This is a genomic window from Acinetobacter calcoaceticus, assembly GCF_900520355.1.
Classification (GTDB): Bacteria; Pseudomonadota; Gammaproteobacteria; order Pseudomonadales; family Moraxellaceae; genus Acinetobacter; species Acinetobacter calcoaceticus_C.
Map to the genome: position 1 here is coordinate 2,571,620 of NZ_LS999521.1, position 15,092 is coordinate 2,586,711.

Consider the following 15,092-nt stretch of genomic DNA (forward strand, 5'->3'; position numbering starts at 1 on the left):
TGAAATGTTAGTCAGTTACTATTAGAAATAGATAAGCCCCGTATAGGAACAAAATTGGGTATTAATAATAAATTGATTTTCGCAGTTGTATTTGCCCTTCTGGCGGGATGTCAGCGGCAAGAGGCAAACGAAAATACGAGTGCGGTGAAACTGCCTGTTTATCAATCTAACGGCGTTTTTGCATCAGCACGCTTAAAAGGAATATTGCAGCTAAAACAAGAATGCCTCTATGTGAACGATATCCTCATTATTTTTCCTGAAAACACTGCTCAGTGGGATTCTGAAAAAGACACTTTAAGTTATAAAGGTAAACTTATCGCCATAGGTAATGAGTTAGATATTGTTGGGGGTTTTGGTAATTTTGAGCAAGACAACCTACGTATTAAACATTTGAGCCCAATGTGTGATCATCAAAACATTTGGTTTGCAGGATAATCTATAGTTGGGACGAGGCCAAATCTCGCTCCCCGCCCAAACTGATTTATTAAACTAGATTGATATCAGTTTTATATATTTTTCTAACAGGTAACCAGAAGTAAATATAAATTAAGAGAATGACCCAACCCAACAATACATCTCCGATTAAATGTGGAGATTCATGCGTCATCACTAACCCCATAACAAGCATTGCACCGAAATGAGCAATATTGGCAAACAGGGTAAATTCAAAAAATAGATAGTTTTTTAGAGGGTCATTGGCCGCTTTTAGTATAAACCAGCCCCATACAATATAGATGACTGAGATCATCAACTCGTAATGTTCACCCCCACCATGCAGCTCTCCCCAGCGAACTAATCGAACAAGAAATTTACCCCATTCAAACTGAAGTAAAATTGCAGGAATATTTAAAAAGATAAAAAGCGCTGCACCTGCAAAAAATAGAAGAAAGCTAATTCCCATAATTTTTGCAACGAGACTAAATCTAGATATTTTTATCTGATGAGTTGCCGACATAATTTATATCCTCATTGATATAAAACGTTAATTTATAATTTTAAGACGCGCGTAACCGACGATTTTTGAGAATGCCTAACCCTTTATCTTTAATATCCAGAATAAAAGATTTAAGTCCATTTTCCTCGGGAATTGGTAAGCGCCCACGCCCCAATCGATGCATTTGACGTGTATACCAAGTAATTTCCAATGACCCCAAATTATCAATAAACTTAAATCCAGTCGTTAAAGGTTTGACTTGGTTTATGGTTTCAAGCCCGCTTAATAAACGCTTTGAAGCCAACGGTTCAATTGCAAAAATTCGCCCAAGGCCAACAAAATCTAAATCATTATTTAATAATGAGCTTTCAATACCTTGCAGACTTCTAAAACCTCCAGTCACCATAAGTGGAACTTTACTTTGTTCACGAACTTTTTTAGCAAAATCTAAAAAGTAGGCTTCACGAGAGATTGTTGATTCTTTCGGAGTTCCCAACTGCATAATGGGTTTTTCGTATGTTCCGCCAGAAATCTCAATTAAGTCGATTCCCACCTCATCCAGTGCTTGAATGGTTGCCAGCGATTCTTCTTCGGTAAAACCACCTCTTTGAAAATCGGCTGAGTTCAATTTAATACTTACAGGATAGTCAGGCCCGACTCGATTGCGAATTTCCTTGTAGACCTCAAGAACAAATCTACGTCGATTTTCGATATTTCCGCCCCACTGATCTATACGGCGGTTATGATGCGGAGAAAGGAACTGACTAATTAAATAACCATGTGCGCCATGTAACTGAACACCTGTAAACCCTGCTTTCTTAGCAATTTCAGCAGTGTTTGCGTAGCGTTGAATAAGGTCTTGAATTTCGTCATGAGTCAGCTCGCGCGGTGTAGCAAAAACGGCTGTCATTTTAGGGCCAAATGGCACGGCTGAAGGCGAAACAGTTTCTTTATTTAACCCTCTAATTGCTTGTTTACCGGGGTGGTTTATTTGCATCCAGACTTCACTACCACCAGATTTAGCAACTTCTGCCCATTCTTTAATTAGGGCTAAATCTTTTTCGTCTTCAATAATGACATTACCCGGTTCGCCAATTGCTCTAGAGTCAATCATTACATTACCGGTAATCAAAATCCCGACTCCAGATTGCGACCAAGTTCGATATAGTTGAATCAACTCTTTACTTGGCCGTCCATCTGTATGCGCCAGCCCTTCACTTAAAGCTGATTTAATCAGCCTATTCTTGAGCGTAAAATTATCTTTTAAAACAAATGGTGTCGCCAGTTTTAATTCATTGTTCATTTTAGACCTCCAGCTTTATTTTTATGCAGTGAGCTTTTGAATATAGTTACGAATAGGCTTTGCGATTAAATCAGGATGGCTAGCAATTCCCCAGTGACCCGCATGAATATCAGTACGTGTAAAAGATGAATTAACCCATCTGTCCTGTTTATCTACAATATGTTGAGGCACAAAGCGGTCTTTGGTCATCGATAAAACATGTACAGGCACTGAGGTATAACGCTTTTTAGAGTTGATTAATGGCTTAAATAAATTCAATCGATAGAAACCTAACCCACGTATGGCATTTTTAAGTTGGTTAGGATGAGGCGTAACTTTCTTACCTTCGAGTTGAGAAACCACTTGTGGCCATATTTTTGATAGTCCCAGATACCAGCTTAACTCTGGAATAATTGGAATATTAAAAAACAACATGTAACTCGAAGAAATCATCTGCTTGATAGCCGCAAACTTTCTCGCAGGCTCTTTACTGTTCAGATTTTCTTTAAACCATATACCTGCATGATCAATACTTGGGGCTAAAGCCGTATAACTTTTGATATATGGTTTTAATTTGTCATCCAAAATAGCTTCCCAACCTTGAAGAGCACCTAAATCATGGCCAATCAAATGTACGGGTTGATGCGGACTAGTTTGTTGAATCACTTCTTTGATATCAGAAATGAGATAATCCATCTGGTACCCTGCTCGTGATAACGGAGTTCCAGATAAACCTGTGCCTCGCACATCATAAGTCACAATATGAAAATCTGATTTCAATAATGAAGCTAAGTCATCCCAGATCTGTGCCTCGTCTGGATAACCATGAATAAATACCAGTGTTTCACGGCCTACGGATGCCTGCCCCCATTCATAAATAGATAGCGTGACATCAGCCGACTGAATATACCTTTGTTGTTTTTCAATAGTTGTATTCATATTAGCTCACCAATCCTTTTTGTATTTCTTCATAAAGTTTGACCGCGGGTGAACGATTTATATAATCCAGTGCAAGCTCTGTTGAACCTTCATAGTAAGGATGATATGAAAGTTTAAAAAAGTTTTTAGTGATAGCCATAAACCATATAGGACTTGGCACCAACTCTTGAGAGCTTGCTTTAAACCATTGTCGCCAAAAATCAAGACGGCCTAAGCTTTGCTGAGATTTAGGTAAGCTACAATCTACTGCTGCGAGCTCTTGCGTGCCTTTAACCATTAAATAAGTAAAAATGGGTGCCGTAATACTCATGATTGCAGCGCGTAATGCATAACTACCACCTAAATGCTCAAATAAATCAAAAGCAACTGTTCTATGTTCAACTTCTTCTGCACAATGCCAAGTAAATAAATCACTTACTGCTGGGTCACAACCTTTTTCTTCCCAATGTGCTTTTGTCAAAACATATTGGCCTAATGCACAGGTGTAATGTTCAGCAGCAGCGACAATGCCCACACGAAACAATAACCAAGGCTTTTGCATACGCTTTGGTAGCGCTTTTCCAAGAGGCTTATCTGCAAGCATATAATCAAATAGTTCAATTACGCGCTCATACTGCTTTTCAATATCAACTCCGTAACGCTGAATATATTTTTCAACAGATTCTTTGTGTGCTTGAGCATGAATCGCTTCTTGGCGGATAAAAGTTTCTACATCTTTTTTTAATTTTTCATCGGTTATAAAAGGCAAAGCCTTATTAAAAATACGGCAGAAAAAGTATTCTCCTCGCACAAGCGTAAAACTGAAATGATTTACAGCATGACTTCCTATTGGAGATTGTGGCATCCAGTGTAATGGTGATTCATTCCACTCAAAAGCAACACGGCGTGGAAATAAAGGCCATAAAGTTTTAGAAGCCATATCTTTGAATGTGTTTGGGTACATGTTCTTTTTCTCTTCCTCAAGATAACTACACACTAAGTTCTAAAAAGGAACTTGTTAATATCTTTAAAGGACAATTCCGGTGTCAGAATAGTCAAAACCCCAAATCACATTTGAAAAATAAATAATCAGGCTTAAAACTGCGGCAAGAATATAAATTAAAAAAAGCCCCCATCTGGGAGCTTTTTATGGAAGTAGGCTCAGTGTGAGCATCTCTACCAAAAATTAAGTTGGATTAATCTCTGCTGTTAATCTTTGCAAATCATGACCTGAAGGTGCTTGGTAAACACGTAAACCAAATTCAGGAAGAATCGCAATTAAATGATCAAAAATGTCTGACTGAATTGCTTCATAAGCAACCCATGCAGTTGTATTGCTAAATGCATAAATTTCTAAAGGCAAACCTTGGCTAGTAGGCTGTAATTGGCGAACCATAATGGTTTGATTTTGTGCAATACCTTTATGCTGGCGCAAGTAAAATTCAACATACGCTCTAAATGTGCCAATGTTGGTTAAACGGCGTTTGTTATAGCGTGACTGATTACTTAACTGCTTATTAAACTCTTCAATTTCAGAATTCTTTGCATCAAGATATTGGTCTAATAATAAAAATTCTTTGAGTTTTTGTTGTTCTTCATCAGTCATAAAATGAACACTACTTTGATCTAGAAAGAGTGAACGTTTCATTCGACGGCAGCCAGAATTACTCATGCCTCGCCAGTTTTTAAAAGTATCGGTAACCAGCTTATTGGTGGGAATAGTGGTGTACGTTTTATCAAAATTTTGAACAGTCACCGTGTGTAAAGAAATATCAATTACATCACCATCTGCATTCAGTGAAGGCATCTCAATCCAGTCACCAATACGAACCATGTCATAAGATGCAATTTGCACACTGGCAACCAAAGATAGAATGGTATTTTGGAAAACGAGCATTAATACCGCTGCCATCGCACCAAAACCTGCAAGTAAAGTGAACACATCCTTTTTAAGAAATGTTCCTAAAATCATCAGGCCACAAACGACAAATAAAATTAATTTAACAAGTTGTAAGTAACCTTTAATCGGCTTGTTTCTAGATTTCGGATTCCGCTGATAAATAAGATTGAAGATATTTAACAGCTCACTGACTGTAAGCGCGAGTGTCAGAAAAATAAATGCCTGCGCCCCCATTTCTACAAAAGAAATAACCTTCTGCGTTAGATGTGGAACGGTTGCAATACCGTTCATAATGACAACGGCCGGCACAATATTGGCAAATTTCTTTATGACACTATGTTGAGCAAAAATAGATTGATTTGGTGATTTGAGTTTTGTAATTAAGTGCCGAACGCCCCGAACAATAATCCGTTTAGCAATAAAATTTGCCATTGCTGCAAATAAAATCAAAATCGTGAGTGAAACCAACATCTCAAGCCATGGATAATGGCTTAATTCAACTTTTAATTCACGAAAAAAACTTAAAAAATCCAATCTTCTACCCCTTAAAACTTTATTTTCGAGAATTTTAGGCGTTAAGTGAATTTATAATAAGAGTTATTTACATATGTAGTCACAAATACAACAAGTAGGTTATATACTTGGCTTCATTGACTGTATTCCTGTTTTTCGCTCATTTGAGTTATTCAGGTCTACCGCCATTTATTTACGGCGATAACATTTTTTATTTTATGGATAAAGACTGAAAATCTAAAAGTGATCATCCGTAAGAAAGATCATAACAAATACAAAGTAGGTAAAATAATTAATATTAAATATGACTCTAAAAATTTAAAAAATATTTCTATATTAGGTCAAATCATGCTTTGACCTCTTACAGATTGTTTAAAAAGTACGATAGCCCCTCTGGAGTGCGTCCGTTTAATCTGCTACTTGTTGTTACTCGTACTAAATTACTCCACGTAATACTCCTAGATTTTCTTTTAAATTTCTCAATTAAAGAAATATCTTCGTGACACGAAATAGGCTCAAAACCACCCACGTCAAGATAAACCTCCGCACTGAAACTTAAGTTTGCCCCATGAATATGCTGATGATTCATTTGATCTTGATAATGCGCTAAATATTTCTGCTGCTTGATCATGGATAAATGACTTAAATCATCTAGACTCACCGTACCGCAAATTGCATCTGTGGGTTGATGTTGAATTTGATATAGCAACCAATCAGGACTTACTACACTATCTGCATCTGTGCATGCAATCCAGGTCACTCCGCGTTCAATTAAATGACGAATACCCACATCTCTCGCCTTTCCAACACAAGCATAGTGACACTCAATCCAATTAACCTGATGGCTTTGTACCACGGACCATGATTGATCTGTACAATTATCAAGTACAACAACAACTTCCACTTGATAATTACTCACGTTTTCTCTGGCAACGTGAATGGAGTGTAGACAGGCTGATAAATATTGCTCTTCATTATGAGCTGGGACGACAACGCCTATTTTCATCTTAGCTCTTCCTGCTGTGCTAATGAAGATGAGTTCACTGTCCAAAGATCAACCATGAAATCTGGATCGTTTAAACTTAAATAATGATGAAATGGAAAATGTTGTTGAAAGCTTTGATGTACTTGCTGAGCATTTAATTCAAAGTCTTTAATTTCATGGCGCCAGTGGCAGCAAAGAATTTCCCCATCGACATTTAAACTATGCTTTAATTTTTCTATAAACTGATGTAATTCGGCTTCGGATAAATAATAAGCCACTTCACTAATAAGAATCAGATCGAATTTTTGAACTAAATATTCTTCTGGTATTTTTCTATTTTCAACAACCACATGTTCAAATGCCTGCAAACGTTGAGAGGCAAGTTGAACAGCATAATCAGAAACGTCTAGGCATAAAAGCTGGGCAGCACGTTGAGCTAAATGAACACTCAAATGCCCATTTGAACAGCCGACTTCTAAAACTTTTTGATAGTGTGGTCGTGTTAATAATGCAAGACAAATTTGTCTTTTGCGAGCTTCATACCAATGATAATCATAGCCCCATGGATCATTATTATTACGATACAACTCCTCAAAATAGACGCGAGAATGAATCACTCAGATAAACCTCATAAGGCATTAATAAACGGCTAATTGTATTTGGAGATAAAATTGCAGCCTTTCCCGTGCTTTGATCTACTTCAATTTGGGTTTTAAACTGCAATATTGCTTCATGTTTTTTTGCTAATTGTTCTTCTGTCAGCTTATAAGCTTTTGCTCGATGCCAATCAATTCTCGGATCTAAAGGCATAGCCCAATGCCACGCCCAGATTAAGACGTGTAAACACACTAACTGCCGATCTTCTGCAAAAGCTTGTACTATTTTCCCCACGGCTTCATGGTCTGGGTGACCATCAAATGCATAGCTACAAATGAGGATATCCTCTGCTTGAACTATTCTGCTTAAGCCCTGCCAAAGTTGTGTAGTCTGGCAATGTATCTGCCCATCTAATAAATTGAGTTCAATTCTCTCGACAGCTTCTGAAACACCTAAACACTTCAAAGCAGCCAAACTTTCTTGTGGTCGAAGAATATTGAGCTCATCTGGACTATATTTATTAGAATCAGGATGACTTTGTGTTCCATTACTGACTGCTAAAATAATAATTTTGCAATTCTGCGCCATGAGTTGCTGCATTAATCCCCCACAACCCAGAATTTCATCATCTGGATGTGGAGCTACAATCACCACTCTTTTAAAGTGCAATGACTCAAGATTAAGAGAATCTAAGGGATGCTCTTCAAATGCCTGTAGCCACTTCTCTTTCGGTGTTCCTTCGCCCGAAATCATACGGTCTTCTACAAGAGGATGATTTAAAGTTCCCATAAACTTTCCTCCGGCAAACAAAGTTCCGCAATCTGTTCATAATCAAAAGCTGCATGACTTTGCCGAATGAATACAGGCAAATCAGCCATCAAATTTGCAAAAGTAGATTGCTCACAAAAAGGTCGAGCGCCTAATGCTTTTCCGACCAGTTCAATGGCTTTCTGACAACATTGCTCCGTTTGCGCACGTAATATACGCACTTCTCGCTCATGACTTAACATGGGCTGTTTATCAATCAGAACCGAGACATATTGAAAATATTGTTTAGTGATTTCTAACTGCTGAGTTAATTCACCTAAATACATTTTTTTAAATGCATTTGGATTTACCTGACAACTCTGTTGTAAAAAAACCGCTAAACGAACGGCGGCACCATACCAACAAGCCGCCACCCCAGCAGCGCCATGCCAAAACCCCGGACGCTCTAAATAAGCGTTAGGCTGACCGATGGGTTTAACCGGCGTATTTTCAAAAGTGACTCTGGCTGTCTGCGTAGCGTGCATCCCTACTGCATGCCATTGGCTTAAATCGGCACGAATTGATGAATGATTTAAATCCACAATACAAAGCTGTGATTGTCCTTCGTTATCTTTATAACTTATTAAAGCTTTTTGAATAAATTCCGCCCCAGAGCACCAAGGTTTTATGCCATTACAAAGATTATCTTTTATTTGCAAAGGCGCTGGTCCACCGTCTGCTGCCCAAACCGCCCAAATCTGATTATCTATTTCAGCTTGGTAACCTAATTCGTTTAAAATACTTAGAGCATCACAATGTGATTCAAACAGTTTAGCTAGACTTAAATCAAAACCTGCAATCTGAGCAAAAAGCTGCCAACGTTGATAAGTTTGTCCGGAAGCAGGATAAGGTAAATTCTCTGCTGATTTTACCAAGTGATAGAGTAAATTTAGATGCTGCTTACTTTTATCTTCAGCTAACGCATATTCAAATTCACTCAACATACTCAATATCGTCATGTTTATAGGTATTTTGCTATTCATTACGATTAATTATTTACAAGTATTAAATTAACCCTATCTGAACCCAACTGTTTAAATAAACACATAAATTGTAATAAAAAGATAAATATTATTAGATTTATATCTAATTATTTCATTGTTATTCAAATGCACTTATTAGGTGAACTTATAAACCCGTCATGTAAGGATTATTAAAAACCCAACATTTAGCCGATTATTTCAAGTAACTTAGTTTCTACCGTTTTTCTATTTGTAAAGAAGAGGTCCAAAATGAATACTTTAAATATTAATGATATTAAAAAACACGCAGATGTTATTGCTTCATGTGGTACTAAAGTAGGAACAGTTGACCATCTCGATGGTGAAAATCAATTAAAGCTGACTCGAGACGAAAGCGGCCAACATCACCTTATTCCTACTGGATGGATTGGGGAAGTCAAAGAAAACCAAGTCATACTCAATAAAAATTCAGAAGAAGTTAAAGATCAGTGGCAAGCAATCTAGACTTTTAAGCACGATAAGTGAATTACCGTGAACTTTATAATAAAGAGTTTCAGCTTAAAAAATAAATAGGCTTAAAAACTTTAAAGCTTAACTGACAAAAAATGAAGGCTCCTTTTAGTAAGGGAGCCTTTTTTATTGATCAAACTTCTAATTTAGACCTTTTTTATCTCTATAAGCCTATTGTTGGTTGTTTTTGTCCTTTACTCACATGGTGATCAATTTTACTTAATGCTAAAAATTGTCCATTCACATTAAATTAACAATTATGAATAGGGTGACGTAGATGATTACAGGGAACCACCAGCTTAAAGCTCGAAAAGTATATTTTGATTTTGCAGAGTCATCTGTATGTTGGATGCCGAATGATCCGCTATGCTCACACGTAGCAAATGGTATTAATATGCTTTTGCCGGCTGGTGAATTTTGGTTTTGCCGTGTGTTTAATAAAACCCTTCCCTTCATTACCGATCAAACATTAAAACAAGAAGTAATTGGCTTTGTTCGTCAAGAAGCGGCACATGCACGTGCCCATGAAAAAGCTCAAGATTTTCTACGTGAAAATGGCTATGACATTCAAGACCCGCTCAACCGTGCCCATTTTGTTTTTAACATTTTATTGGGCGATAAACCCTTTGGTCTACCACTTGTAAAAGGCGAGAAACTTGAAGAATATTGGTTACTTTTTCGAGTAGGTGTTATTGCCGCAATTGAGCACTTTACTGGAACTATTGGACAGTGGACACTCGACAGTAAGTCTTGGGATAATGCCGACCCTGCCATGGCTGATTTATTCCGTTGGCATCTTGCAGAAGAAGTTGAACATCGCTGTGTTGCCTACGATTTATTTGAGCACCTATTAACAAACAAGTTTGGTTTTTATGTGTCGCGCCAAGTCATTATGGCGGCTGTTTTCCCACTGTTTATTTTTTTCCTTGCCGATTTTGCTCGTAGCCTAGGCAAGCAAGATTTAGAGCACAAAGATATTCAAAAATTGATGCGTCGTGGTTTCTTTAATTTCATTCGTGAATTTGAAAAAACGGCAACGCAGTCAGATAACCTTCCAACCATTAAATATTTGTGGAAAGCGACCTTACGATGGGTTTCTCCAAAATTTAATCCAATCCATGAAGGTGACACTGAACAAGCTTTGGCTTATATGGCTCGTTCACCTGCGGTTCAATATTTTGAGCAAATGGCACAGCAGCCTACACAACCTGCAACATTAAGCTAAACGCTTATTCTTTCAAAGAAAAAGCCTCCTTCATTGGAGGCTTTTTCTTAATTAAGTTCTAGCAATTAGACAAAGTTTAAAAAGAAATAATCCAACAGTCGTGCGCTTTCATCTACGCCATTTTCACCTAAAAGCTGAACCATTGCCCCATCAATCATAAATAAAAACATGTAAGCGTCTTGGATTGAAGCCGTCATTTTTAAGGTCAAAAGCAGTTTATATATTTCGCTAATTAACCAATTTCGATAATCAACCACGATTTTATAGGCAACAGGATAAAGCTTTTCAATTTCAAAAATTGCCTTAAATGGCAAATGATAAAAACCATTTAAGTCTGCATGTAGAAAATAAATCTCCTTGAGTTTATCAAGCACCATTTTTTCACGGTAAGAATTAGAAATTGAAAACACCTTGTCTTTTAGCGCGTCTTTTTGAAAAGTGAGACACATCTCGATGAGTCGTGCTTTTGAGTGAAAATCATTATAAAAAGTAGCCTTGGCGACTTTGGCTTCAGCAATAATTCGGTCGACACCGACCTGATGAAAACCATATTGATTAAATAAGTCTTTAGCTGCGTGAAGCACTCGTAGCGCTCTAAATGAAGATTCTAAATTTGGCATAGAAATACCGCTTAAAATAATTTTTTGTTGTATGTAAATAAGATAGAAATGCCATCACTCTTAAAATGAGTGCTAAAAACAGGCATGCAAAAGCAGCACAAAAATGTGCCCTAAGCTATCTCAGGTTTTATTGTTGCTATGATTTTTTAGTCGTAACGAGCTAAGGTTGTAAAAAACCTAGAGTCGGTTAAACCGTTTTAAAGACCAGTTGGGCGGTATAGATAGAGAGAGTTTGGCAAAGACCAATAAATGAGACGAATTAGTACGCATAGCGGACTCCTTTTGATTTAGAAGAGTCTTACCAATTACTGTCAAATAATGGTGGCAAGACTAGAAGGGTTGACAGACTGGTACAAAAGGAAACCAGCGCACGCAAGCGTGCCCCTCCTAGCCTCACCATAAAGGCGTGACTTAAGAGAACGCACAAAACGAAACGTTGTTGTGCGCCTTTTGTACCAACTCTGTCAAAAGCTGACTGGCAATGTAGGCCAGCACGCAAAGCATAATCGGAGGGGTTTTAGGTGTCAATGTGATATTGGATAGAAATAAAGCTTTAAAAAAATTTTAGTAAAAGGATTTATTAACCCAATACAGAAGCTTTGGTTTATAAAATAGAATAATTATTGAAAGCAGCTTAAGAAACTTTGAAAGAACATAATGCATTCTTTTCTTTTAATAATTCAACACTCTTAAAACCAGCTAAAGAAAATGTATTTATATGCTCATCAATAGTCATATATAAGTCTTTATTTTTCATACCTTCTTCATTTTTGACTATATGGTCCGTCACTATATATAAAGAATTTGTATTTAAGAGATGATTTCTAACTTCGATATGAAACTCTTTAGCAAAATCTTTATGCCTTAACTCATGTAAAGCTTGGTGAATGATGACCACATCGAAAGTTTCGTGTTGGCATACGTTGTACCAACCAGAATCTTTAAAATTGGCAGTTAAGTAGTTGGCTTTACTCGCAAATGATCCTAAGTTTTTTCTGGACAACTCATGCATAGCTTCAGAAAAATCTAAAGCTGTATATTCCAGAGACTCTATATTTTCTAATAGAATTTTTGCCAGATAACCAGGACCAGCACCTATCTCAAGAATCTTAGGTTTTTTGAGATTAAGTGACTTAATTTCAGTCACATACATACTAAAAAATTCATATCTCCAAGGGCGTTTCACATTTACTTCTTCAGCCCACTCTAAAGCATCAGCCGCTTTTCTTAGGTCAATTGGACTTGCAACTTCCTTTATAGTCATAATTTTACGCCCTTCTAATAGCTTTTTTAGTATTAAAAAATGAATATACCTTTTAAAATATATCTCTATTAGTTCTTCAGTTCTATTCATTTAAAAGAGATTTTAAGTGTCAATGTGGTATTGGGCAGCTTCTTAAGGCTTGTTTTCTGGTTTAATTAGCGAATTATATACGGTGATACACCGATAAAATGAACAATTAAATCCATTTTATCGGCTTGCTAGAAGAGGTTTTTAAAACCTTATTTTATTTTTTAATATAGTTTGGAAATTCTTTTAAAACCCTACTACATAATTGACCTTTTGTATCTTCTTTCTTACGCTCTTCAAATTGCTTCATACCAAATTTCATGACTTCTCTACCGTATTTATCGCCTAGCTCATGTTTAGTACATTTTGCTGCAGCATCCTTTAACTCTTCAGAATAATAGTGATAGTTACAATCAAGTTGAGCGCGGCTTAAAAAACCATGTAGTTCCACTGCTTTCTCGCAGTGTGTTTGCCCTAGAAGGCTTTTAGGTTCTTGACTAGCATGAATTGATGTTCCTACCAATAAAGTGAAAACCGTTACTAAAATATTACGCATTATTTCCCCGACAAGTTATTAAAAGTATTAGTGGTAATGTTGCGGGCGTATTAAATAATAATTACTTATAAGTGTCTATTAATAAAAAGAAAATTAAATAAATCTCTTTCTCTTTTGAATATTTAATCACCTTATAAAAATTGTGTGATTACGTTTTATCAAATAAATGATATTAGATTTGTTTTATACCTATCTTTAATATAATCCAAGCTATTTAAGAAAAGAGTTCTAGTGGCATTTAATTCATTTCTTATCTACTAAAACCCTTACTTATTACACCACTTAAAACCCTAATTTCTTAAAGACAAAATAACCCACATGGCTTTCAAAGCTACCGTCATTTTGAATTTTGAAATATTTCTTAACGAGGTCAGATGAACCTTCCTGCAAATAGCGCAAAGTTTTGATTTGATCTTCAGGGGTTTTCATACGCTTTACCCAACTATCAAAGTCTAACGAAAGTGTTTGTTTATCTAGGCCGACTAAGTCAAAGCCAGCATCTTCGATAAAATAGACCCACTCTTTCACACTATAGTTTCGTACATGACTCGGGTCTCGAATCGTTTCGATCGTCTGTAAAAACGTATCTAATATAGGAGAACTAGAACTAATAATATCTACAAAAATAACAATACCATCAGGTTTAAGAACACGGTTTACTTCCTTCATGGCCGTCGGAACATGCTGCCAGTGATGAGCAGAATATCGACTAATCACTACATCAAACTGCTGGTCACTAAAAGGCATATCTTCAGCAATACCCTGCTGCACAAAGATGTTTTTTAATTTTCGCTGGCTAGCCGCCTTAGACACTGTATCTAACATTTCATGAGATAAATCGTAAGCAAAAACAAGGTCTGCATGGGGAGCAACATTATAAGAGACATGACCACCACCACAACCTAAATCTAAGACTACAGCCTTTTCAATTTTCCGAATTTCATTAATAAATTTATTAAATTCAATTCCTTCAGAATGAGCTTGGCTATTCAAATAGTCGAGAGATTTATTTTGATATTGTTTTTGATTTATATCGTGCTGGGTGATCATAACCTTGCTTCCTTCTTTGCAATGAAATCACCATAAAGGAAAAGTTAGATAAAAAATAATGATTAGTTTTTCTTCAATTGATAAATAAAAGTTATTATTTAATTTGTTTTAATACACAGTAAACACAAAATTTTAAAATCCTTAGATTCAAGAGACAGCTATACTAGTTTTATCTAAAAATTTTATAAAAACAGAACATGCCAAAAGCCATTTTATTTGATTTAGATCAGACCCTACTTGACAGAAATACATCACTTAAAAAATTTATTGAATGGCAAGTAAACTTTTTTCAATTGGTTTCACAGAAAAATAAGCAACACTTTATCGCCCGATTTATCGAATTAGATAATAATGGAAATGTCTGGAAAGATTTGGTTTATTCCCAATTAGTTGAAGATTTTAATATCAAAAATTTTAACGTCGAGACCTTACTTGAATCCTACGTTAATGACTTTAATAAGTTTTCCTCGTCATTTGAAAGAGTTCCCGAAACAATTCAAAAACTTTATGACAAAGGATATAAATTAGGCTTAATTTCTAATGGAAAATCCCCTTTTCAAGAAAACAACTTTTATGCACTGGGTCTCAAAGAGTTTTTTTCTACAATTATTGTTTCAGAGGCCCTAGGCTTACGAAAACCAGATATACGAATATTTGAGCATGCGTGTAAAGAACTGGACTCTATTCCTAATGAATGTATCTTTGTAGGTGATAATCCGAAAGCCGATATTGAAGGTGCTCACAAAGCCGGAATGAAAACGATCTTTTTTCACCCTGACCCTTCCCTCGGCTCTCCTTTAGCAGATAAAAAAATTCACCATTATGATCAGCTAGAAACAGCAATTAACAAATTGGAAAATATTATTCTTTAAAAATATATTTAAGAACTTATAAGAAATTCGCAAAGAGCACTGTTTAGTCACCCTTACTGAAACAGTGCTC

General features: G+C 36.3%; 17 protein-coding genes and 1 pseudogene. 5 read left to right on the forward strand and 13 right to left on the reverse strand.

Annotated features, from left to right (window positions below; all coding sequences use genetic code 11):
- The first annotated feature begins 42 nt into the window (after positions 1-42).
- On the forward strand, positions 43-435 hold the full coding sequence (locus tag AC2117_RS12330; RefSeq protein ID WP_410374402.1) for a hypothetical protein: 393 nt from the start codon (positions 43-45) through the stop codon (positions 433-435).
- Between the two features lie 49 nt (positions 436-484).
- On the opposite strand, the gene AC2117_RS12335 is transcribed toward AC2117_RS12330, so the two are convergent.
- The 5 genes from AC2117_RS12335 to AC2117_RS12355 form a co-directional block, all read right to left on the reverse strand.
- Positions 485-955, reverse strand: coding sequence for a DUF6632 domain-containing protein (locus tag AC2117_RS12335; protein ID WP_133974440.1), 471 nt, complete (start codon positions 953-955; stop codon positions 485-487).
- Between the two features lie 40 nt (positions 956-995).
- On the reverse strand, positions 996-2,237 hold the full coding sequence (locus tag AC2117_RS12340) for an NADH:flavin oxidoreductase/NADH oxidase family protein (RefSeq protein ID WP_133974442.1): 1,242 nt from the start codon (positions 2,235-2,237) through the stop codon (positions 996-998).
- 21 nt (positions 2,238-2,258) lie between these two features.
- Positions 2,259-3,155 carry an alpha/beta fold hydrolase gene (locus AC2117_RS12345; protein WP_133974444.1) on the reverse strand — a complete coding sequence of 299 codons (897 nt, stop codon included), beginning with the start codon at positions 3,153-3,155 and terminating at the stop codon, positions 2,259-2,261.
- 1 nt (position 3,156) lies between these two features.
- Positions 3,157-4,098 carry a metal-dependent hydrolase gene (locus AC2117_RS12350; RefSeq protein ID WP_133974446.1) on the reverse strand — a complete coding sequence of 314 codons (942 nt, stop codon included), beginning with the start codon at positions 4,096-4,098 and terminating at the stop codon, positions 3,157-3,159.
- A gap of 222 nt (positions 4,099-4,320) precedes the next feature.
- Positions 4,321-5,568 carry a mechanosensitive ion channel family protein gene (locus AC2117_RS12355; protein WP_133974448.1) on the reverse strand — a complete coding sequence of 416 codons (1,248 nt, stop codon included), beginning with the start codon at positions 5,566-5,568 and terminating at the stop codon, positions 4,321-4,323.
- Positions 5,569-5,775: 207 nt separating this feature from the next.
- Between AC2117_RS12355 and AC2117_RS19090 the strand changes: the two are divergent.
- Positions 5,776-5,904: pseudogene (locus AC2117_RS19090) on the forward strand (hypothetical protein); the annotation flags it as partial.
- 4 nt (positions 5,905-5,908) lie between these two features.
- On the opposite strand, the gene AC2117_RS12360 reads toward AC2117_RS19090, so the two are convergent.
- The 4 genes from AC2117_RS12360 to AC2117_RS12375 are packed head-to-tail and all read right to left on the reverse strand — an operon-like array spanning position 5,909 to position 8,919.
- The gene (locus tag AC2117_RS12360) at positions 5,909-6,553 is read right to left on the reverse strand and encodes a glycosyltransferase (RefSeq protein WP_133974451.1); all 645 of its coding nucleotides are present in this window, start codon (positions 6,551-6,553) and stop codon (positions 5,909-5,911) included.
- Positions 6,550-7,149, reverse strand: a complete 600-nt coding sequence (locus AC2117_RS12365) for a class I SAM-dependent methyltransferase (protein WP_133974453.1) — start codon at positions 7,147-7,149, stop codon at positions 6,550-6,552. The genes AC2117_RS12360 and AC2117_RS12365 overlap by 4 nt, the downstream gene beginning before the upstream one ends.
- Positions 7,124-7,918 (reverse strand): PIG-L deacetylase family protein, encoded by a 795-nt coding sequence (locus tag AC2117_RS12370; protein ID WP_133974456.1) that lies wholly within the window; start codon positions 7,916-7,918, stop codon positions 7,124-7,126. The genes AC2117_RS12365 and AC2117_RS12370 overlap by 26 nt, the downstream gene beginning before the upstream one ends.
- Positions 7,906-8,919, reverse strand: coding sequence for an acyl-CoA/acyl-ACP dehydrogenase (locus AC2117_RS12375; protein ID WP_133974458.1), 1,014 nt, complete (start codon positions 8,917-8,919; stop codon positions 7,906-7,908). The genes AC2117_RS12370 and AC2117_RS12375 overlap by 13 nt, the downstream gene beginning before the upstream one ends.
- 249 nt (positions 8,920-9,168) lie before the next feature.
- On the opposite strand from AC2117_RS12375, the gene AC2117_RS12380 reads away from it, so the two are divergent.
- Together AC2117_RS12380 and AC2117_RS12385 are read left to right on the forward strand one after the other, a co-directional pair.
- Positions 9,169-9,402 (forward strand): DUF2171 domain-containing protein, encoded by a 234-nt coding sequence (locus tag AC2117_RS12380; RefSeq protein WP_042897977.1) that lies wholly within the window; start codon positions 9,169-9,171, stop codon positions 9,400-9,402.
- 283 nt (positions 9,403-9,685) lie between these two features.
- A complete protein-coding gene (locus AC2117_RS12385) occupies positions 9,686-10,633 on the forward strand; it encodes a metal-dependent hydrolase (protein ID WP_133974461.1) in 948 nt (315 codons plus the stop codon).
- Positions 10,634-10,698: 65 nt separating this feature from the next.
- On the opposite strand, the gene AC2117_RS12390 is transcribed toward AC2117_RS12385, so the two are convergent.
- The 4 genes from AC2117_RS12390 to AC2117_RS12405 all read right to left on the reverse strand — a co-directional run bounded on the left by AC2117_RS12390 (position 10,699) and on the right by AC2117_RS12405 (position 14,150).
- Positions 10,699-11,253, reverse strand: coding sequence for a TetR/AcrR family transcriptional regulator (locus tag AC2117_RS12390; protein WP_133974463.1), 555 nt, complete (start codon positions 11,251-11,253; stop codon positions 10,699-10,701).
- Positions 11,254-11,887: 634 nt separating this feature from the next.
- Positions 11,888-12,517, reverse strand: a complete 630-nt coding sequence (locus AC2117_RS12395; RefSeq protein WP_133976353.1) for a class I SAM-dependent methyltransferase — start codon at positions 12,515-12,517, stop codon at positions 11,888-11,890.
- 244 nt (positions 12,518-12,761) lie between these two features.
- The gene (locus AC2117_RS12400; RefSeq protein ID WP_003652592.1) at positions 12,762-13,100 is read right to left on the reverse strand and encodes a hypothetical protein; all 339 of its coding nucleotides are present in this window, start codon (positions 13,098-13,100) and stop codon (positions 12,762-12,764) included.
- Positions 13,101-13,382: 282 nt separating this feature from the next.
- A complete protein-coding gene (locus tag AC2117_RS12405) occupies positions 13,383-14,150 on the reverse strand; it encodes a class I SAM-dependent methyltransferase (protein ID WP_133974466.1) in 768 nt (255 codons plus the stop codon).
- Positions 14,151-14,347: 197 nt separating this feature from the next.
- Here AC2117_RS12405 and AC2117_RS12410 point away from each other — a divergent pair, with 197 nt between their 5' ends.
- Positions 14,348-15,022, forward strand: a complete 675-nt coding sequence (locus AC2117_RS12410; protein WP_133974468.1) for an HAD family hydrolase — start codon at positions 14,348-14,350, stop codon at positions 15,020-15,022.
- Positions 15,023-15,092: the final 70 nt, after the last annotated feature.